Origin of the sequence: Niallia sp. FSL W8-0635 (assembly GCF_038007965.1) — a bacterium.
Classification (GTDB): Bacteria; Bacillota; Bacilli; order Bacillales; family Cytobacillaceae; genus Niallia.
In genome coordinates this window covers 213,325-233,751 of record NZ_JBBOYD010000002.1, presented here as the reverse complement: position 1 = coordinate 233,751, position 20,427 = coordinate 213,325, and the positions used below count along the sequence as shown (strand labels likewise).

25 protein-coding genes and 1 pseudogene are annotated in these 20,427 nt (G+C 36.7%); 3 read left to right on the top strand and 23 right to left on the bottom strand.

Annotated features, from left to right (window positions below; all coding sequences use genetic code 11):
• Positions 1-882: 882 nt before the first annotated feature.
• The 4 genes from NYE52_RS23435 to spxA all read right to left on the bottom strand — a co-directional run bounded on the left by NYE52_RS23435 (position 883) and on the right by spxA (position 2,614).
• Positions 883-1,218, bottom strand: coding sequence for an IDEAL domain-containing protein (locus NYE52_RS23435; protein ID WP_031537014.1), 336 nt, complete (start codon positions 1,216-1,218; stop codon positions 883-885).
• A gap of 147 nt (positions 1,219-1,365) precedes the next feature.
• Entirely contained in the window at positions 1,366-1,794 is a 429-nt protein-coding gene (locus NYE52_RS23430; RefSeq protein WP_031537015.1) for an RrF2 family transcriptional regulator, read from the bottom strand.
• 262 nt (positions 1,795-2,056) lie between these two features.
• Entirely contained in the window at positions 2,057-2,191 is a 135-nt protein-coding gene (locus NYE52_RS23425) for a BA3454 family stress response protein (protein WP_031537016.1), read from the bottom strand.
• Positions 2,192-2,218: 27 nt separating this feature from the next.
• Positions 2,219-2,614, bottom strand: a complete 396-nt coding sequence (gene spxA, locus NYE52_RS23420) for a transcriptional regulator SpxA (RefSeq protein WP_031537017.1) — start codon at positions 2,612-2,614, stop codon at positions 2,219-2,221.
• 186 nt (positions 2,615-2,800) lie between these two features.
• Here spxA and NYE52_RS23415 point away from each other — a divergent pair, with 186 nt between their 5' ends.
• On the top strand, positions 2,801-3,022 hold the full coding sequence (locus NYE52_RS23415) for a hypothetical protein (RefSeq protein WP_031537018.1): 222 nt from the start codon (positions 2,801-2,803) through the stop codon (positions 3,020-3,022).
• Positions 3,023-3,116: 94 nt separating this feature from the next.
• On the opposite strand, the gene NYE52_RS23410 is transcribed toward NYE52_RS23415, so the two are convergent.
• The 8 genes from NYE52_RS23410 to NYE52_RS23375 all read right to left on the bottom strand — a co-directional run bounded on the left by NYE52_RS23410 (position 3,117) and on the right by NYE52_RS23375 (position 9,344).
• Positions 3,117-4,016: an aldo/keto reductase gene (locus NYE52_RS23410; protein ID WP_031537019.1), complete on the bottom strand. Its 900-nt coding sequence runs from the start codon at positions 4,014-4,016 to the stop codon at positions 3,117-3,119.
• A 150-nt stretch (positions 4,017-4,166) separates the two neighbouring features.
• Positions 4,167-4,883, bottom strand: a complete 717-nt coding sequence (locus NYE52_RS23405; RefSeq protein WP_031537021.1) for an SDR family oxidoreductase — start codon at positions 4,881-4,883, stop codon at positions 4,167-4,169.
• 91 nt (positions 4,884-4,974) lie between these two features.
• The gene (locus tag NYE52_RS23400; protein WP_031537022.1) at positions 4,975-5,487 is read right to left on the bottom strand and encodes a type 1 glutamine amidotransferase domain-containing protein; all 513 of its coding nucleotides are present in this window, start codon (positions 5,485-5,487) and stop codon (positions 4,975-4,977) included.
• A 290-nt stretch (positions 5,488-5,777) separates the two neighbouring features.
• Positions 5,778-6,800, bottom strand: a complete 1,023-nt coding sequence (locus NYE52_RS23395; RefSeq protein WP_031537023.1) for an LLM class flavin-dependent oxidoreductase — start codon at positions 6,798-6,800, stop codon at positions 5,778-5,780.
• 34 nt (positions 6,801-6,834) lie between these two features.
• Positions 6,835-7,800: a TIGR03571 family LLM class oxidoreductase gene (locus tag NYE52_RS23390; protein ID WP_031537024.1), complete on the bottom strand. Its 966-nt coding sequence runs from the start codon at positions 7,798-7,800 to the stop codon at positions 6,835-6,837.
• Positions 7,801-7,811: 11 nt separating this feature from the next.
• Positions 7,812-8,063 carry an ArsR/SmtB family transcription factor gene (locus tag NYE52_RS23385; protein WP_371472758.1) on the bottom strand — a complete coding sequence of 84 codons (252 nt, stop codon included), beginning with the start codon at positions 8,061-8,063 and terminating at the stop codon, positions 7,812-7,814.
• A 258-nt stretch (positions 8,064-8,321) separates the two neighbouring features.
• Complete coding sequence (locus tag NYE52_RS23380; RefSeq protein ID WP_264298268.1) at positions 8,322-8,447, bottom strand: hypothetical protein; 126 nt, start codon at positions 8,445-8,447, stop codon at positions 8,322-8,324.
• 378 nt (positions 8,448-8,825) lie between these two features.
• The gene (locus NYE52_RS23375; protein ID WP_031537026.1) at positions 8,826-9,344 is read right to left on the bottom strand and encodes a DJ-1/PfpI family protein; all 519 of its coding nucleotides are present in this window, start codon (positions 9,342-9,344) and stop codon (positions 8,826-8,828) included.
• Positions 9,345-9,492: 148 nt separating this feature from the next.
• On the opposite strand from NYE52_RS23375, the gene NYE52_RS23370 reads away from it, so the two are divergent.
• Entirely contained in the window at positions 9,493-9,882 is a 390-nt protein-coding gene (locus NYE52_RS23370) for a winged helix-turn-helix transcriptional regulator (RefSeq protein ID WP_031537027.1), read from the top strand.
• Positions 9,883-10,406: 524 nt separating this feature from the next.
• Here NYE52_RS23370 and NYE52_RS23365 read toward each other — a convergent pair.
• From NYE52_RS23365 to ltrA, 11 genes and pseudogenes are all read right to left on the bottom strand, one after another.
• The gene (locus NYE52_RS23365; RefSeq protein WP_155986741.1) at positions 10,407-10,580 is read right to left on the bottom strand and encodes a hypothetical protein; all 174 of its coding nucleotides are present in this window, start codon (positions 10,578-10,580) and stop codon (positions 10,407-10,409) included.
• Positions 10,581-11,181: 601 nt separating this feature from the next.
• Positions 11,182-11,854: pseudogene (locus NYE52_RS23360) on the bottom strand (DUF421 domain-containing protein).
• A gap of 257 nt (positions 11,855-12,111) precedes the next feature.
• The gene (locus NYE52_RS23355; protein WP_031537030.1) at positions 12,112-12,972 is read right to left on the bottom strand and encodes a DUF421 domain-containing protein; all 861 of its coding nucleotides are present in this window, start codon (positions 12,970-12,972) and stop codon (positions 12,112-12,114) included.
• Positions 12,973-13,003: 31 nt separating this feature from the next.
• A complete protein-coding gene (locus NYE52_RS23350) occupies positions 13,004-13,210 on the bottom strand; it encodes a DUF1657 domain-containing protein (RefSeq protein WP_031537031.1) in 207 nt (68 codons plus the stop codon).
• A 12-nt stretch (positions 13,211-13,222) separates the two neighbouring features.
• Positions 13,223-13,573, bottom strand: a complete 351-nt coding sequence (gene spoVAE, locus NYE52_RS23345; protein WP_031537032.1) for a stage V sporulation protein AE — start codon at positions 13,571-13,573, stop codon at positions 13,223-13,225.
• The gene (gene spoVAD, locus NYE52_RS23340; RefSeq protein WP_031537033.1) at positions 13,570-14,589 is read right to left on the bottom strand and encodes a stage V sporulation protein AD; all 1,020 of its coding nucleotides are present in this window, start codon (positions 14,587-14,589) and stop codon (positions 13,570-13,572) included. The genes spoVAE and spoVAD overlap by 4 nt, the downstream gene beginning before the upstream one ends.
• The gene (spoVAC, locus tag NYE52_RS23335; protein WP_031537034.1) at positions 14,589-15,068 is read right to left on the bottom strand and encodes a stage V sporulation protein AC; all 480 of its coding nucleotides are present in this window, start codon (positions 15,066-15,068) and stop codon (positions 14,589-14,591) included. The genes spoVAD and spoVAC overlap by 1 nt, the downstream gene beginning before the upstream one ends.
• Before the next feature lie 17 nt (positions 15,069-15,085).
• The gene (locus tag NYE52_RS23330) at positions 15,086-15,559 is read right to left on the bottom strand and encodes a YhcN/YlaJ family sporulation lipoprotein (RefSeq protein ID WP_031537035.1); all 474 of its coding nucleotides are present in this window, start codon (positions 15,557-15,559) and stop codon (positions 15,086-15,088) included.
• Between the two features lie 79 nt (positions 15,560-15,638).
• Positions 15,639-15,845 (bottom strand): DUF1657 domain-containing protein, encoded by a 207-nt coding sequence (locus NYE52_RS23325; RefSeq protein WP_031537037.1) that lies wholly within the window; start codon positions 15,843-15,845, stop codon positions 15,639-15,641.
• 210 nt (positions 15,846-16,055) lie between these two features.
• A complete protein-coding gene (locus NYE52_RS23320; protein WP_035416354.1) occupies positions 16,056-16,274 on the bottom strand; it encodes a hypothetical protein in 219 nt (72 codons plus the stop codon).
• A 1,134-nt stretch (positions 16,275-17,408) separates the two neighbouring features.
• Positions 17,409-18,671: a group II intron reverse transcriptase/maturase gene (gene ltrA, locus NYE52_RS23315; RefSeq protein WP_031537038.1), complete on the bottom strand. Its 1,263-nt coding sequence runs from the start codon at positions 18,669-18,671 to the stop codon at positions 17,409-17,411.
• Between the two features lie 1,083 nt (positions 18,672-19,754).
• On the opposite strand from ltrA, the gene NYE52_RS23310 reads away from it, so the two are divergent.
• Positions 19,755-20,324, top strand: coding sequence for a YitT family protein (locus NYE52_RS23310; RefSeq protein ID WP_031537039.1), 570 nt, complete (start codon positions 19,755-19,757; stop codon positions 20,322-20,324).
• Positions 20,325-20,427 lie beyond the last annotated feature (103 nt).

The window sequence follows — 20,427 nt, the reverse complement described above, 5'->3', positions numbered from 1 at the left end:
TACGATACGTGAGTTTTCGCTTTTCTTCTATACTTAAATGTCACACGTGTTGATTAGCCAAAATCACGTAACACTTTTTTGATACATCATCCGAGCTGACGACAGAATTTCTTCGACGTATATTCGCCATTTTAATGGAAGTGCATGCCAAAGAAACAGGCGTGTAAAACCTGCAAATGACAAGGCTTCTACATCTGATTTTACCTGGATGCGCTTGTGTAAAAACTTTAATTAAACGGCTGACAATCCGTTCAAAAATGCGTTTCACGATGAGATAATTCAGTTCACCTAAACGTTTTGAAAGTGTCGAATAATCCACTGATTTCAAGCCTTGTGCTGGTGCAACATCCGCAGCGTGGTGCATACTTTTCCATTCAAATGTAGCGGCACCCACCAAGTAGTTTAAAAGTGTTGATACATCACATTTACGAGCCGTATCTTCAAACTGAACAGCTAGAATCCCGTCGATTTCTTTTTGTGAAATAAAGTTTTGAAGTAGTGTGAAAATCGTGGTATTCGCAAGCCTAGAGATTCCTCCTTGTAAAGGTTTGTGTGGTAACTTACATTTTACATGGAATCTCTCTTTTTTATTAGTTTTTAGTGATAAAAATTAGTTAATCAACAGACGTGATAACATATATGTATTAATTGCATATGTTATCTATAAACTTTATAAATATTTTACAATAATTCTTGTTGTTATTGTCCTAACCGAATATAACCATGATATTAAAACTATATATACCTTATACATATCTCATATGTACAACGGAAAACCATTACTGGCTCCGTTAGTGATGAATCACGATTTTCACGAAAAATGAATATTTCCAAACACGTTGTAATTTAATTTAAAAAATCTATATATAATTTGTATAAGTTTTAATGTACTCCATCAACAAGCTGATTGATTGAGTTTAACTTGGAAGAAAGCTCAATAAACCATGCTTCATCCCCCGTTGATAATGCCAAGTCTATTAGAAATAGAATTTCTTCCTTGTTTACCACCTTAGAAAGTGGCAGTTTCCTAACATTTTTACTTAAAATCGGAATTGTTTTGCCAAGCGTTTCACGATTGTCACTCGTAGCAACCGTTACTTTAACAACTCCATCCAGAATACTCTGTGATTCAATATAACCAATTATTAATTCCCCATCCTCTGATTTTCCCTTAATCCAATCACCTGTTTTCAAAACGGAATTACCATTCGTCAACATCCTTTTTCACCTTCTTAAGTTATTTTTGTATTTTATGAATGTAATCAAGATAGAACCTTTTTTTAAGCTACAGTCATCGGGGATATATCACCTAGATAAATCTGTAATGTTTTTTATTACAATTTAATAAAAAGAAGTCTACGGCCGTCAGTCACAGCCGCTATTTTGTTCTTGATTTATAAGATCGACAACTTCTTTAATTGTATAGTTCTTTAAATATTCACCCAAATGTTCTTCCGCACCTAAGAAAATTGTAAATAATACACTTTTCATATTTGCTCCCACAATACACTTTTCATTTGAATCAGTACACTTAGGCTGTAAAGCACCTTCAGAGGTTATCATATATATTTCCCAAAGATTAACTTCACTAAGCTCTAGAGTAAAAATAAATCCGCCGCCGGTTCCTTCTTTTGATTTTATAAATCCATGTTTTTTTAACAAGCTCAGCACTTTACGAATGCGTACTGGGTGGACACCAGCACTCTCTGAGATACCATCACTTGTTGACATACGGTCCGGCTGCAACGCAAGATAAGTTAAACTATGAATGGCAAGTGTAAAATCACTATTCATGTCCTGCCTCCTTATAAATCAACACAGCTAATTACCTTTTTGCTTTACATATAGCTTCTGCATCTTTTTTTAAAATCAATCAACATAGTGTAACAATATATATTACAGTTTATCTTGTCAAGTATCTAATTAGAAATGTTGTATTAACTCTTAACCATGAATAAGGAATTCCAAGCATCCTGTAAATCTTTACGAATCACCTTCACTTCCTTAAAGGTGCGTAAACATATTTGTTTGTTTAGAAATTTTTGTATAATTAAGTTTAATAACCCCATTGTTTTTTAACTTGTTCTTCTGCTAACTGTTTAATTTTTTCCCATGCCATTTCTTTATTTACAATGACATTGGTTTGATAATTTTTATCTTTATAATTAACTGTAACGAATACTTCAATCATCACTTTCTTCCTCCTTCCGAAATAATATTAATTGGCCACTTTTTGCCATTCGACGTTCGAAAATGTGCGAAGTCTACGAGGCAAAAAACTGCGGATTTCTTCCTCGTTATATCCAACCTGTAATCTTTTTTCGTCTTGGATAATTGGCCGGCGCAACATTTGAGGGTAGTTGATTATTAATTTATAAAATTCATTAAGTGGAAGAGATTCAATACTTACATTTAATTCCTGAAATGTTTTTGATTTAGTTGAAACAATGTCATTAGTCCCATCTTCAGTCAATCGAAGAATTGATTTAATCTCATCGACTGTAAGGGGATTGGATAATATGTTTCTTTCAATATACTCAATTTGATGTTCTTCAAACCAAGCTTTTGCTTTTCGGCAAGAAGTACAACTTGGTGTCGTATACAAATTAACCATACTTATACACACTCCTTCATATTATTCAGCTCATCTACTGGCTATACTGTAATTTTAATTATTACAGTTTGTAAAGTCAACTGTAAATTTATGGATTAAAATCAGAACGCATTAGAGTTTGTAATTTTTAAAATTACTGTACTTAAACTAGCCTCTTGAATGAAATGTTGGATAATAATGAAATAGATGGAAAAGACCCTCGTTGTTTTGTTCATTCTTGTTCTATTATCAGGGTATGGTGCTGACCGAATTATCGATAAAATTCAAATCATTGATACACTACCTTATGATAAGAAAGGAGACAAAATCGAAGGAATGGTGATCTATCCTCTCTTCACGGAAAAAGGGAAAACCGTATTAAAAGATTTCAAAACTTTTTCCAATACGTTTGAGGAAATCCTTCCATGATTGGATACAAAAGTCGCTTGGCCGGTTGAAATAGGAAAAAAAGGAGTCGCTGAAGCTTTAATAAGTCTCGATCGATCCTTTGTTCCCATTCATTTTATATAATATCCAAAGGTATTTTTCTTGTTGGTTTTGGAAATACCTCGTCAAGTCTGTTCAGATCTTCTATGGTCAATTGAATAGTAGCAGCTTGAGCATTGGCTAAAACATGTTCTTCCTTAACAGCTTTTGGGATAGCAATTACGTTGTTCGAACGAATGGTCCATGCAAGAGCAATTTGTAATGGCTGCACATTGTATCTTTCTGCAATCTCAATGATGGTTGGATCGCTTAGTAATTGTCTTCTTAAGCTCCCTCCCTGGGCCAGGGGACTATAGGCCATAATTGGCATGTTATGTTCATGATGCCATGGTAGGAGATCATAATCAATTCCTCTAGAACCTAGATGATATAACACTTGATTTGTCACACAATTTTTTCCGTTAGCGGTATCCCACAACTCTAACATATCATCCGTATCAAAATTAGAAACTCCCCATCTTACAATTTTACCATCCTTGCGCAGTCTCTCCATTCCTTCAATCGTTTCTGCCAATGGAACACGACCTCTCCAGTGTAAAAGATACAAATCAAGATGATCTGTTCCTAGTCGTTTTAGACTATTTTCACATGCACTTTCAATCAAATCTAACCCGGAATGATGAGGATATACTTTCGATACTAAAAAAACTTTATCTCTACGCCCCTTGATTGCCTCACCAACTAAACGTTCGGAATCGCCATTTCCGTACATTTCAGCCGTATCGATTAGCTTCATGCCTAGTTCAATTCCAAGTTGCAAAGCTTTGATTTCTTTGTTTCTCGATTCAGGATTTTCACCCATGTACCATGTTCCTTGACCAATGCTTGGAAGAAAGGTTCCATCAGGTAAAGTTACTACACGTTTTTCAAGTGAATGCTTAATTCTCAATATTTTTTCATTGTCAGGTAAACTCATTTTCATCATGCCTTTCATATCTCACCTTGTTTTTCTTGAACTGCAATTCTTCAATCATTACCGTTTATTGGAAAATCGGATCATTATTAAAAAATTAAATGTGGCTATACATGTTGTAGTATAGCCACAAAAATAACATTATAATCTCACTTATACCAAGTGAGCCCCGCCATCAATAAGAACAGTCGTCCCAGTAGTAAAACCATTTTTAGCAAGGTATACATAGGTTTCAGCTATGTCTTCCGGCTTTGCAATCCGTCCAACAGGGAGCTGTTGTGCAATGCCGTTGAACAGTGCTTGCCTCTGATCATCTGACATTCCAGCATAGATTGGAGTATCTACAATTCCAGGTGAAACCACGTTTACCCTAATAGGCGCTAGGTCTATAGAAAGTCCTCGAACCAATCCTTCAATGGCTGAATTGATTGCCGCTAACGTAGTAGCGCCTTGAGGAGGACGAACTCCATATACACCAGAGGTTAAGGTGATTGAGCTCTCATTGCTTAAATATGGAAGTGCAAAACGGACAGTGATATATTGCCCCCAGAATTTACTATCAAACGCCTCTTTTGCACTTGCCACAGGCAGTTCGCTAAAGTGCCCCATTGCGCCTTCACCTGCTGTTACCACAAGGTGGTCAAATTTTCCAACCTTACTGAAAAATTCTGCTACTTTTTCTTCGCTTCGAAAATCGATTTCAATTGCTTCTACATTGCCACCAAGAACTTGTTTTGCTTCATTTAATTTGGAAACAGAACGGCTGGCAATGATCACTTGAGCTGATTGATCGAGAAACGCTTTGGCAGTTGCTAAACCAATACCAGAAGTACCCCCTAAAACAACTACTCGTTTACCATTTAATGACATAGTAAAACCCCTTTCTTATTAAAACCTTTTTTTATTGAAATTCATTGTGAAATATTAATTTCTAAAACGATACTATTGAGTACTTACGCTATTATTCAGCTAATAATTTTAAGGATTCACGATTAAAGGCAGGAATGTCATCCGGAAAACGGCTTGTTACAATATTATTGCTTACCACAACTTCTTCATCTTTGTAGTTAGCACCTGCATTTTTGAGATCGTTCCTTATTGATTTGAAACCTGTTATGTCGACGCCTTTTAATAGGTCTGTATCAATTAATACTTGTGGGCCATGGCAAATGGCAAAAACAGGTTTACCTTCTTGTATAAATGCTTTTGCGAATTCACCAAAACGGTCGTCTTCACGTAATAAATCGGGAGAGAAGCCGCCAGGGATGAATAAAGCATCAAAGTCTTGAGGATTAACTTCCCCAATTCCTTTATCAATTTTTACTGCTTCACCTTTTTTACCAGTAATATCTTTTCCAGCCTGTATGTCGATTGTGATCACTTGATGACCAGCATCTTTAAATGCTCGTGCTGGTTCTGTGAATTCTACATCTTCAAATAAGTCTGTTATTAGTGTAGCGATTTTTTTGCTCATTATGATAAGCCCCCTTATAATTGTAAAGCATCGTTGGTATTATTCTCATTTAACACAATAAATACAAATAATCTACTGTTTTTAGTATATGTTACTGCTAGATATATGATGGTATAAAAACATTTAGTATCGCTCTGTCACGTGTTTAAGGATGGTGATGCCCTTTGGAAGAATTCGTGATGTCAAATCCTGCTTGTGACACATAGAAATACTTGATCCAAACCACATCTAAAAACGGTTCCCTTTTATCAAGTAAAACATCAATACTTTCCTTGCTGATGTCCTCCTTATTACCTTTCACTTTTTGTAATTTCTGACAGAAGCTCGTATGAATGCAGGCGAGCTTTGTGGTCGTAAACTTGTGCAATGACCATTATTTCATCTGCCTGGCTCTCCTCCAAAAATGTATATAGCTTGTCCTTTACCGTCTGCTGGCTGCCAACAATCGATGAGCCTAATTGCTGCTCGAGAGACTTTAATTGGTAGCTGCTGGCCAATTCGGAAATGTCATCTACCGGTGGTTGAAGCTGTGTAAGGTTGCCACTCATCAGATTCAAAAATTGCTGCTGCAGGGTTGTGAAAAGGCGCTTTGCCTCTTTATCCGTTTCTGCTGTAATGATATTCAATGCCACCATCGCATACGGCTTATCGAGAACATTCGAAGGCTTAAACGCCTTGCGATAGATCTGTAGAGCACCCAGAGTGTTAAGTGGCGAGAAATGGGCGGCAAACGCGAATGGCAAACCCAGTTCTCCGGCCAGCTGCGCACTGAAGCCGCTTGAACCCAGCAGCCAGATTGGAATATTCAAACCTTCACCCGGAATCGCTTTTATAGGGTTCCCTTGGGCCAGGGATGGATCAAAGTAACCGCGGAGTTCCGCTAATTGCTCAGGAAAGTCATCTCCGGTACTTCTCAAGTCGCGTCTCAATGCACGAGCGGTCAACTGATCTGTACCAGGTGCACGCCCCAGACCAAGGTCAATTCGCCCAGGATATAAGGATTCAAGAGTGCCAAACTGTTCAGCGATGACGAGCGGAGCGTGATTCGGCAGCATGATTCCTCCTGAACCAACCCGGATTTTTGATGTACCGGCTGCCACATGGGACATCACCACAGAAGTGGCGGAACTGGCGATAAACGGCATATTGTGATGTTCAGCGAGCCAAAAACGTTTGTAGTCAAGTTTTTCAGCATGCTGTGCGAGTTCCAATGTATTGCGGAAAGAGTCAGCAGGAGTACTTCCGGCTGTTATCGGTGAAAGATCAAGCACCGAGAAAGGAATTTCGTTTAGTTTATTTGCATGTTTAGACATAAGTTCATCTTCTTCCCTTATCTAATTTTTAAAACTAATCTAATACTGGAATTTCATGAGTCGAAAAGTAAGGCAACACAAACTCTCCAAGCTCCTGGATGACTTCCTCTGGAGGGCGCTTTGAAAAATACAATACAAATGCCAGGTGATTGACACCAATGGATTGAAATTGATATAGAATTTCTAATAACTGTTTGCGCCCTACACGAAATCCTAACGGAATCGGAACAGGAGACAAATCGGGATTTTCCGATAAATCGATAAATAAAGTCTGAGTGAAAGGTTTAAACACTCCTGGGGCGTAAATTTCCGACAACTCGCGATACTCGTTAATCAATTGAGTTTGTTGCGGGATAATCCTCGGGTACTGGATCCAGCCGTCCCCGTTCTGGGCGATCCATTCAATCGATTGATTGCTGAATCCTGTCACCATGGTCGGAATCGAAGAAAAAGGTTTGGGGATCATTCTCATATCCGTTCCATCGATGATGCCTAAATCGCTGTTGATAGTGGGATTGTGCTCCTTTAATAGCCGTTCAAGGAATGCATAATTCTTTTTAAACAGCCCTCCGCTTTCGAGCTTGGATATTCCCAAAGCTGTGAAATCTTTATCCCGGTCTCCTGAAGCCACTCCCATGATCAGCCGTTCGGGAAACAACCGGTCAATAGATGATGCTTCCTTTGCCACTCGGACAGGGTGGCGCAGCGGGAGGACCACACTCGCCGTCCCAAGTGCAATTTCCTTGGTATGGGCCGCAAGATAGGTCAAATAAATCCATACATCATACAATTGACCGTTATCATCAATATTCAAATTCTGAATCGTAACGTCCCGAAGCCACAATGCCGCGAAACCATGGTCTTCAATTTTGCGGGCAAGCGACAACTGATTTTCCATAATCGGATATTTGGACATCCTTGCCGTCGGAATCGTGAAACCAAGCGTCATTTTATCCTTTTGGTACAACCTGTTATATGCTCGATGCTGTAATAAACTCACTTCAATTCTCCTTAAATTTTTGTACCAATGTATTTTTCTAACTTTTTAATCGTTTCCTCATTACGGCGATAATACGTCCATTGTCCGATTCGCTTCATTTCAACCAGTCCGCTTTGCAGCAGAATCGATAAATACTGTGAAGTAGTGGATTGCGAAATCCCGGCCTTGCTTCGGATATCCCCTACGCAAACCCCACCTTCAAATCCTTCATCAGCAATAATATGGGCTTGCGGTGAAAAATGACTGTCGGGATCTTTTAACATTTGAAGAATGCTCACCCTCGTCTGGTTCGACAATGCTTTAAAAATTTCAACGGCTTGTTCATCATTTAAGCGTTCCAATTTCTGCTTCAATGTCATTTGCCTCTTTCTATATCGATTATCACTATCCCAATGGACGCTGGATAGATGATCTGAAAGCATCACGCCAAATCGGTAATTCGCGATATTAATATATTAGCCATTTGGTCTGTCCAAATCAAAAGATTTGTTTCGAAGGAGATACGGCGAAATGCTCCCTTCTTAATAAAGACCACTAAAAAAACTCTCTTCCCTTGATACCGCTTGTACCTTTTTGAGTTCTGATAATAGTTGCCCCTGCAGGCCTTCTTTTGGTTTTAATACAGCATTAATTACAATATGTTCCATTTTAATCCTCCTTAATAATGAGTAGTTTGTCTTTCTTTTATAAAGTTTTAAGGTGGCAGTGGGGTTTATGTCCCTCCCAGCATCGTGTAAAAAATATACCCTTTTAAATCTCTTATCAGCTTCAATTATGTAAGCTTTTACTGTTTACTCTTAACTTTTTTAGTATGACGAAAAAGTTGAGGTTTGATTTTCGATTGAATTTGATTGATATTCAACTAAAAGACGACCTAGTAAAACTATATAAATATCGTAACACGGTTCATATTGAATCAGAGTTAATATTTGGTGTATTTTTCTTACATTTGGATAGCCAAAAGCCTACGGAATTAATTCCGTAGGCTTTTGATTATATGAAAATTCAGCGAAGAGACTGTAGAATTAGCTTAATGCTTTTACTAAAGCTTCTCCAAATTCTTTAGCGCCATCTGGACCATCACCAGTGATAATATCATCATGAGCAACAACATGTTTTTCAACATATGTTACTTTATTCGCTTTTAATTGGTCTTTTTGTATATCTACTGGATAGCAAGTTGCTTCTCTTCCAGTAAGTAAACCCGTTTTAGCTACAGTAACCGCACCTGCACAAATCCCTGTTACAAGAACTTTATTAGTATACGCTTGTTTCAAGTAGTCTTGTAATTCTTTATTTTCCCATAAATGATCGTTCGTACCAGATCCACCAATAACAGATACAACATCATAGTCAGTCGCAGAAACGTCTGAGAAAATGACCTCAGCAATTGCTTTACCTTCATAATCCCCTATGATTTCACCTGTTTTTGTACTTGCAATTGTCACTTCAATTCCGTTGCTTTCCAATTCCGCTTTTGGTTGAAATAATTCGTCTTCATTGAAACGTTCTGGTGGTATAATTAAAAGTGCTTTTTTACTCATTAGTAGTTCCTCCTCATTAATAAAAATAATTCGCCGGTAAGACGACTATTTCATTCTACTGCTGGGTTTCTTCACTGTGAAGACTGCACTTTTTTGTAAGGAGGTTACCAACAGGTTACAATTGATACAAATAAGGAGGTAAGAATTTATGCCAGATACATTTAGAGATGAAGTTAAAGAAAAGATCATAAATGGTGATTATAATTGTGAAAAAGAACTTACCTTATCAATTATAAGTGGTAAATGGAAAATCGTTATTTTATGGCATTTAGGGGTAGAAGGACCACATCGATTCAGTGATCTCCAAAGGCTTTTTCCAAAAATATCTCATAAAATATTAACGAATCAATTAAGAGAACTGATGGAAGATGGAATAGTTCATCGCGAGGTTTATCCAGAAGTTCCACCGAAAGTGGAATATTCCATGACTGAATTGGGGATGACTTTACTTCCTATCGTTGAAATGATGTATGAATGGGGAAAAAATCGGATAGCAGAAATCATAAAAGAAATGGATATTTCGGAATTAAACAATTAAGCATAAGCTTACATTTACAATGTTGCTTTACAAAATCTATTAGAAAAGAAGCACCTTCACTTAACTGTAAGGAAGGTGCTTTTTATGCTTAATTGCGGAGTATTTGGATCATTTATGCTGTGGATTGGTTCAACTGAACAGGGATTGTGTTTTCTTTTATTTAAAATAAATTATACATAAAAGAATATATCAAAAGGCTTCCATTCCGCTAATGATGAATCAAGGGTCTTATTAAAAATTAACGAACTCATTTCCAAAACTGCATAATCCAAAAGGCTGGCTAAAAGAAATTTTTGTTTTTTAGGCAGCCTTTTTGCTTTACTAGCGTGTCAACATCCTTTCAAAGTGCTAGTCAATTTAAAAACTTGATTAGATAAATTAACTGTTTTTCAATGTTTAGAATCTTATATGCCCTCAAAAACCTCTTTTACTTATGATACGGTTCACCGAGGTTGATATTAAACTTATCTCTATAGTCATAATGAACGAAACGGCTCCCATCGCTTAACGTAGATTGCACTTGGTCATAATGGTACTATATGGGCCAACTCATGAATAGACGTTGCTAATGCTTGTGTTTCTGTGTTACGACTATTCATAACAATCTCTTTACCTTTACCATCTTTACCTTGAACAAAGGCACCTTTAGATGCTCCTAATTCTGTTACACCTAATTCCGATTGTCGCATATCTCTCATATCGATATTTAATTCTTTAGAAACAGCTTCTATCCCTTTCCTTAAATGCTCGACATTTCTGCCTTCTTCAATTTGGAAATTAAACTGTTTATTAGGGAATATTTTTGGTAAATCTTCTAATGGTGCATTCGTTTGGGATATATCGAATACATGCCCAACTTTAAAATTAGCAATTTTTCTTGTTGAGATCTGCCCCTCTTCGATAGGGATAATAAAGATGAGTAATAGGGATAACTAGTAAAAAGCCGATTCTCCTTTTATGTCAAGGAAAAATCGGCTTTTTAATTAATTATTTCGGATCAATTTGTTGGTGAATTGATTTTTATTAGATTAATGGAAAACTCTATTATAGCATTAGCCTTTTAGGCATTTGACTGTTTTTTCGGGAAAGAAAATTAATTATTAAACAACAACCACACTCAAAGTTTCACTCTTTATATCCCCATAGTATGGAAAAAGTTATAATGATGCATTTGGTTTCTCATCTTTCTTCAAAAATACTTAGAACTTGATAGTTTGATAAGGTACTGTACTAAGAAAACCATATTTACCTAAAACCGTTTATCTAGGATTAATATAGGGAGGGGAAATCGTTTTAAGATTAGTCGCTAATATCAAATGTGTTAATGTTTAGTGAATGGTCGGTATCTCTAACAGAAGCGTAAAATATATCTTTAATTTGATGATATCCCTTTGCCTTTAGTTCTTGCTTAAGCCACTCTTCATTCTTGTTGATTAATTTTAAATTACGCTTCTGAACTTTCCCTTCAATTACAACAGCTATTGGGAATCCATGGTATTCTACTTTCATATGTAAATCCTTTGGAGTAACAGGAACTAATTCTTTCCTTGGTAAAATGCTGATTTCACCTGTTGCTTCCAAAATCGCATATTCAATATCTTGAATATCTGGATATCTTGCTGTTCTTAAACCTGACAACAGCTCAGATAAAGGATATCTATTTTTCCTTAAATTTTTATATACAATTTTTCCATGTTTAACTAAAATAGTCGGTTTTCCTATAATAAAAGGGTTTAACCAATTTAATAAACTTAATTTTGATATAACTAAGTGACGCCCGTTATAACAATGATTCCAATAATCCCCTCTGTTACTCCATTTACTTTAATGGACCCCAATGCTAAATAAGATAAAAATAGAATCGCTCCAAATTCGTGAGGGGTAAGTTGTGCTAGGGCTGATTCCCTAAAATTTTTATGGATACAATAAAAACAATATATATATAAATTAATTTAACTAAAAAAATAGACACTTCTAACACCTCTTAGGAAAAATCACCTTAGTCTGAAGTCAGACTAAGGATGTTCATCTCTTTGACAATACTGCAAAAATTAACAGAGAAAGTTAACCAGTAATGTTTTAATATTTTAAGCACCCTCTAATCAATTTAAAAAAAGATATTTTTCCAAAGATTTTATTTTCAAGATTCGACTTAATGTTATTATGCAAAAAATGGTACTACTTTTTTGTTATGTGTCTTAAGATCATCCAATATAGCGAAATAAACCATTATCCTTTTAAAATAGGCATCACTTTATCAATAGCTTCTTGTAGTTTTTCACTATTTTTACTATACATTTGCTTAGCTTCTTTTGATTCGGTTCCAAGAGCAAACAACTCTAAGTCTGCTTGGCATTTTTTCATGGTCGAAAGAATTGAAGGTCTTTCTTGAGGAGATGCGACTTGTAATTGATCGTCAAACAGGTCAACTGTTAACTCTCCATAGGAATTAACTTGTCCAAGAAAAACATTTTCTACCGTTACACCAAGTTTTTCTAATTCAGTGTGTAACCAAGCACGGCTTCGTCCAATAGTCGCAAGTGGTTCATCCATGATCACACCATCCATAATGACAGTCTGAGGCTCTTTAATTGAAGCAACCGTCAAGTTTAGATCCTTTGCTGTTAATGGTTGGTTTTCTTTCTTTAACATGACGGATAAATCCCCTGTTGCCTCTAATACAGCGAATTCTACATCAGACACCTGATAAACATCCTTCTTACGAAGTAATTCTAATAATTCATCTGTCGTGTATCTTTCCTTTTTTAAATTATCTTCCATGATTTTCCCATCTTTTATAAAGACAGTTCCTGTTCCTTCTACAAAATCACGGAACTTTTTACTTTTTAAGGAAAGCAAACCAGATAAAAAGGGTATTGCTGCAAAAATGACAATTCCAATGATTCCATGAAAAATGTTCCGTTCCAGTCCCATAGCAACTTCAGCACCTATACTTCCAATGGAAATACCAGTTGCATATTCAAAGAAAGATAATTCAGAGATTTGCTTTTTCCCTAACCATTTTGTAATAAAAAATAAAACAACAACAAAGAATATTGACCTTACGGCAATATCTAACCATTCAGGCACCACTTAACACCCCCTATAAAAATTATATCTCTTAAAAACCTTTGTACTGAAATTCCTCTTGTTCTAATTCTCCAACTCGTTTTTTTAAATCCGTGACTACTTCATGTACAACCATCATGGTTTCATGTAATGAACGTTTCGAATCATCATCTAGAGTCTGTAATGCTAAACTTGAAAGACTTGCTTCTACTCCTTTTAAACTGACAAAACATTGTTTGACATCTGATCCTACTGTCATCCTAGATTCTCCTTATCCTTTTGGTTTAAAAATTAAAGCCCCTATCATGCCGAAAATAATGGCTGCTGAAATTCCTGAACTGGTCACTTCAAACATTCCTGTGAGCACACCAACTAACCCATGTTGTTCTGCCTCTTGCATGGCCCCATGTACAAGGGAATTCCCAAAGCTTGTAATAGGTACGGTAGCTCCTGCACCAGCAAAGTCAATCAAGGGTTCATATAATCCAAACCCATCTAAAATGGCCCCCACTACTACAAGGGTACTTAACGTATGTCCCGGAGTTAGTTTAAACACATCAAACATAATTTGCCCAATGACACAAATCAAACCACCTACGGTAAAAGCCCAAAAGTAGGTCATAATGATTGTTCACCTCCGTATTCAATCGATACCGCATGAGCGATACAAGGAATCGTATCATTTTGCTGGAAAGAAAGAGGTGATAATAAAGCACCAGTGGCCACTACTAACATTCTTTTAAATTCGCCTTTTTTCATGCGATTTAATAAATGACCATAGACTACTGTTGCTGAACACCCCGCCCCACTTGCCCCTGCGAGGACTGGTTGTCCTTTCCGATAAATCATAAGTCCACAATCTTGGAATTGTCCTTCACTAATGGAAGTTCCATGCTTTTTAAATAAATCAAGGGAAACTTCACGCCCTATCTTTCCAAGATCCCCAGTGACGATTAAATCATAATAAGAGGGATCAATCTTTCTTTCCGTTAAATGCGCTTCAATCGTATCAACAGCAGCTGGTGCCATAGCCCCCCCCATATTAAATGGATCGGTCAGTCCCATATCAATCACACGGCCTATCGTAGCAGAAGTGACACTCGGTCCATCCCCAGAATCACTTAAAAGGGCCGCACCAGCACCAGTAACCGTCCATTGTGCAGTAGGTGGTTTTTGTCCTCCATATTCTGTCGGATAACGAAACTGTTTTTCAACAGCTGTGTTATGACTCGAAGCCCCTGTTAATATATATTTAGCCCCCTTTGTATTAATAATATAAGCACCTAGAGCCAATCCTTCCATAGAGGTAGAACAAGCACCAAATAAACCAAAATAAGGAGCTCCAATGGTTCGACTAGCGAAACTTGTGGGAGTAATCTGATTGATCAAGTCCCCTGCGAGAAGAAACTGAACCTGTTCCTTTTGTATTTCTCCTTTTTCCATTGCCTTTTGACAAGCTTCTTCAAAAAAAACTTTATGTGCTTTTTCATAGGAATCCTGTCCGAGCCATAAATCGGCATGAAGAAGATCAAAATCTTCCGATATAGCTCCATCTGCTTCAAATGGTCCACCTACTGTTCCAGTGGAAATAATCACAGGCTTTTGTTCGAAAACCCATGTACGATGACCTGCAAGCATTATAAACCACCCCATCTGATTAAAATTGTTTTAATTAAGGCAATGATAAAAGCAGAAAACACACCAAATAAAATGACAGAACCGGCTAGTTTAAACATATTGCCGCCTACGCCCAGTACAAATCCTTCGGTTCGATGTTCAATGGCAGGTGATATGACCGCATTACCAAAACCAGTTACGGGTACAGCTGTCCCTGCTCCCCCAAATTGGGCCATTCGATCATATACTCCAAAACCGGTAAGAAGCATCGTAATAAAAATCAAAGTACCTACCGTCGGATTTCCGACCGTTTGCTCTGTAAAATCAAAATAATAGATGTAAAAGTCTTGAATAAGCTGACCAATAAGACAGATGAGACCACCTGTTAGAAAGGCTTTTATACAATTTGTTACAACCGGTCTTTTTATTTCACGTTGTTTTTGTAATTCCTGGTACTCCTGTTGGACAGGAGTTAATTGTTTCTTTTGATTATTTGACATAGCTCGATCCTTCCTCTTTACGTCTGTTCCTTTAGAATACTTTCAAGTTTTTGCAAATCTTTTTTCAAGCTTTTCTTATTCATATTGTTTTTTTGCAGTCTTTGTTCTATTTTTTCGAGTTCCCAGAACATTTTTTTATCCGTCGAAACGACGACTTTATGATTCGGATACATTTTTTCTAAGTCTGACTTTACTGTCTTCTCGATACTTTTTAATCGAAAACGATTGAAATTTTCTACCTTTATTGCTACAAAAAGCTCTTTATCTGTATTCACAGCCTTTACATCTGAAATTTCTTCTTTGGTAATAATCTTTTCTTTAGCCCTATTGGCAACAGATTGACCGATGGGTTTACTCGTATGTACTTGTGAAATACCTAAATGATTGTTATCCTCATCTAACTGATTTTGGTTATCGTTACATCCTGTTCCAAACCCGATCACGGCTAAAATGGAAAGAAAAATTTTTATTTTGGTTATTTTGTCTTTCATGAAACCATCTCCGTTTTTCCCATTATTTAAAGGAATTAAAAAAGGTTGGTTGGGAGGCCAACCTTTTTTATCTTACTCATTATTGTTGTTTGTATTGAGGTTCTTCTTGTTCAATTTGTTGAACGCGTGGTTCAAGGCTGTTAATAACAGATTGGGTTTGTTTAGCAGCATCTTGGTAAAGTTGCTTTGCCTGTTGATTATCTGTACCAAGAGCAAATGTTTCGAAACTTGCTTGTGCACTTTTTAATCCTGCTAGAGCTGTCTTAACATCATTTATTACTGTCATGATGAATCCTCCTTGAATTTTTTGACCTTTTTAGATTACCCGAATCAGAATTTTCTTATGTGGTGAATTTTTTGGGAATATAGTTATAAAATTACTTTTGGTGAATAGCACCATTTTTTCTGTAGTAACCTCGTTTCCAAATCCCCATCAGTTCTTCTATTTGGCGACGATTATAGGTTTGCGATGTATAATCTTTTTGGGTAATATGTCTCATCTCAAATTTTTTCCACCGTTCCCTTTACTGAACTTAATTAAACACAATAAATATAGAAAACCGCCTGCAACTTCATTTGATGCTTGTTTTAATGCTTCTGAAGCAAGAGTAGTATTAGCAGCAGATTGTTCAATCGCTGAAGTTATCATATCTTTTACTATAGAAGAGGCTGCCTCTGCTTGTTTTAATTTATTAGTATCAATTTGATTAGCCATGCTACTTCCTCCTGTTTGTGGTTTAGTACAAAGATAGAATGCCTCGAATAAAATGTTTTATCCTCAATTCTAAATAGCAATTATTCCTTTGGATAGACAATTATTGAGATTCCTTTCGTTTTAAAATTAAGCCAAAATATTACTAAAATAAATCTTCTGTAGCTTTGAAATAAAGTTGCAATACTAATAAAAAAGACGCGATATTTTTAAGAAAGTCGCGACGTTTATAAAAAAGATGCGATGTTCTAGCCCTTAACAAAGCACCAATTACAGATTTAAGCCTGATTTAAAATCCCTTTTCATGAATTCAGAACCGCAATATTATTACGATCCATCTCGGCAAAATAATCAGGTTGAAAATTTAGACCAAAGGATTTGGGGTATAAGGCCATTTTCTTTAGACCATTTTTTAGGCCTTTTCCCTTTAGACCATTTTTTGGATCTCCCTTCTTTTGGAGACCATATTGGTGGAGAAGCCCATTTCTAGGCGGTTTATTAGGTGGTTTGTTGGCTGGTACGTTATTGAGCCCATTTTGGTATGGTTATCCTTATTTTTATTATCCGTATTATCCGTATATCTTTTTTTTAGCATCATGACTCTGTATAAATTAAAATCATCACTAATACAACATGTATTATAAACAGGTATTTTGAAGTATAAAATTGAGAATAGGAGTTTGGAGTCCAGATTGGAGCTGACACCACTTCACGGGGTAGCGTCAGGATTTTCACAATTTACAACGTTGAGAATACAATCGTTGTTATATCAAGGGGTATGAGGTTTATATCAATATGGTCTAATCTATTGGGACTTAACCGATTTTACGTAAAATAAAGCTTACTAGTGTCTCGTAAGACTTGTCTCAAAAGTCTTATCGTTGTTAAATCCTTCGTTTTTAACAATGAAAACAGCTTAACGTTGTAAATCCGCATTTTCGGGACGCTACCCCTTCACGAGCTTAGAGCTAATGGTTTAGTTACCGGTTATAAAAACGGTTAGTTCATAAAACGAACAACAGTTTGGTTTATCTCTCCATTAAAGAGATTATTATACTTAATAATCGAGTAGGAGGGAGTGATTAACTCCCGACCTCTCATACCACCGTACGTACGGTTCCGTATACGGCGGTTCAATTAAGATGAATAACGCAAAGTTTCGTAACGAACTTGTAGACTTTTCAGCCCTTGGCTTTCCCAATAGGAATTGCCGAGGGTTCTGTGTAATATGGGGCTTTTAGAAATGCGCCAGTACCCTTTTCGGGTGTTTCCCCACTCGTATGCTTTTCCAGAAGGAACTTTCAACCGAGTAAGATTTCTGACTCTTGTTTGAGGTTTCTTCCAATTCTTCCATAGACACATTCTTAATCTTCTTTTAATCCAGCTATCTAGTGATTTGAATGTGGAACTTGTATCTGCTAATCCAAAATAACCACACCACCCCATTAGATATTGGTTTAACATCTTGATTCTGTATTCCATGGAGTATGGCATCTTTCTTGAGGTAATCTCTCGTATTTTCTTCTTCATTCGAACTAGACTTGTTTTCGCAAGACGAACCTTTGGTTCTTTGTGATTCGTGAAACTAAAACCTAAGAACTTCCGGTTCCAAGGACGGTCTACCGCTGATTTCTTTTCGTTTACTTTTAAACGAAGTTTTCCCTCAATAAATCTTTGTACACTCGCCATTACTCTTAGACCCGCACGTTCTGTTTTCACATAAATATTGCAATCATCTGCGTATCGAACGAATTTATGTCCACGTTCCTCCAACTCTTTATCGAGTTCATCTAGAACTATGTTTGAAAGTAAGGGACTTAAAGGTCCACCTTGTGGTGTTCCTTCTTCTATACTTGAAATCACTCCATTTATCATGACACCAGCTTGGAGATATTTACGAATAAGTTTTAATAAAGATTTATCTGAAATTCGTTTCGCTAATGTTGCCATTAGTCGGTCATGATTGACCTTATCGAAGAATTTCTCTAAATCCATATCAATCACCCATCGATAACCTTCCTTTAAATAACCCTTTGCTTTCCGAACAGCGTCATGGGCACTCCGATTTGGACGGAATCCATAACTGTGGTCCGAAAATATTTTGTCATATTCCTTTGATAAAATCTGCGAGATAGCTTGTTGAATCAAACGATCTGTCACGGTTGGGATACCTAGTAAACGCACACCACCATCTGGTTTCGGGATTTCGACTCGACGTACTGGTTGTGGTTCATAGGTTCCATTCAAAATCTGCGATTTAATGGTTTCCCAATTTTCGAGGATGTGCTGTCGTAAGGTTTGTACGGGCATCATGTCTACTCCATGGCTTCCTTTATTCGCTTCCACTCGCTTTAGCGCTTGTATCATATTTTGCCGTTCAAGAATTTGATTCAACATCACCATTTCGTTCCTTTCCGTGATTAGCTTATCTTATTATGCCCATCTGAACTCCACCCTCCGCAAATACCCTCGTGGGATTCACCACTACTTTCTAAGCGTGAGGTTTCTCTGTTTTCTGTGCTATTTCATTCTAGATGGAAAGCCAAGGGCTAATCTCTCTTAATTGTTCAGTCCTTCCGACTGGTTCTAGACCCAATCGTACTATGACCTCTGCTGACTTCTGATGATTCAGCTACTTGTCACCAAGTAGGTTATGAAGGGTACTTCACGTTTCCATCAGACCTCCCCGGGTAAGCACATGCACTTTTACACCATCTATCCGCCTCATTTACTAGGTATGACCTTCGACAGAAAGGACTTTGTTTTGTGTTGCAAACTCATCCAGTCGTAACTAGCCTTGTATGAGATTCGTGTTCCTCGGACCGGTGTTTTGCCTCCAGCTTCCTTCAGATTCCGCGTCACCACGGACACCCTAGCTCTTGGCTAACCTCTACTTCTGTCTTCGGGGTTCGGGACTCGCACCCTATAGTTCATGTGCATGCCGGGCGCACAACAAGGAAATGGGACCTCATTGAGAAGTCCCATTTTGTTTGGGAAAAATGCTCCTGTATAGGTAATCTTCACAGATAGACGTTAGTAATTTATTTTTAGAATAGAATATGTGTCTTTGTGATAAGAGTGCAATTCTCATTAATTTAAATAATTTAACTTGCCTATAAAGGAAATAAACATAAATGATTTTAGTTTTGCACGAATTATTTCGTCAGCTCAAGGAAACTTACCTTATTACACAATAAATAAAAAAACGGAGTGAACTAAAAAGGGATTTAGATATATGGGATCAAGGGAGTAATAGTAACTTTACTGAAGTTTAAATTATTTTTTACTTATGGGATTTCGGAGCATTAAAGTACCTAAAGAATTACTTTCTTTAGATACTTTAATGCCTTTTAAGAAAGGGGGAAAGTGGAGGCGATTATCCCCTAATAAATGAAGTATTCCCTAATATATTTAATTTTTCCTCTGCATTCTTATTCTTAACCTTAAAACCCCGACATATTATTAGATTAAAAATGAGACAAGGTGATTGTTATTTTTAAGAAATTAATAGCTACTCTTATTGGAAGTCTGTTATTAGGAGTTGGTGTGAATGGGTTTCTAGTTCCTCATCATTTAATAGATGGTGGAATCCTTGGGATCGCACTATTACTTCATTATTTTTTTAAATTTCCAACTGGTATTATAATGGTGGGGTTAAGTATCCCTATTTGTATATTTTCCTCAATAAATAAAAAAGAGTATTTTTTTAGTAGTTTGCAAGGCTTATTGGTTTCGTCCTTATTTATTGATTTACTTGTTCCTCTTCGTTCTCAATTTTTTATTCCCCAACTTGCAAGCGCACTAATTGGAGGTGCAATAATTGGAGTTGGTGTTGGTCTAATGCTGCGATATAAGACAAGCACTGGAGGAACTGACTTACTAGCTGAAATTATTTCTGAAACTTTTTCGTTAAATATTGCACTTGTAATCATACTGATAGATGGAATTATTGTGTTGGCATGTCTGGCTTTATTAAAATTAGATACCTTCATTTATTCATGTATAGCTATTACCTCTGTGGGTTTAATAACATCCTTAATTAAAGGAAAATAATTTTTTATTGAGAGTCCCAACAACAAACGTGGAAACATACGCTAAGCAATATCGACATGAAGAAAGCCGATTTTTCCTACGGTGTAGTTAATGGGATGGGAAT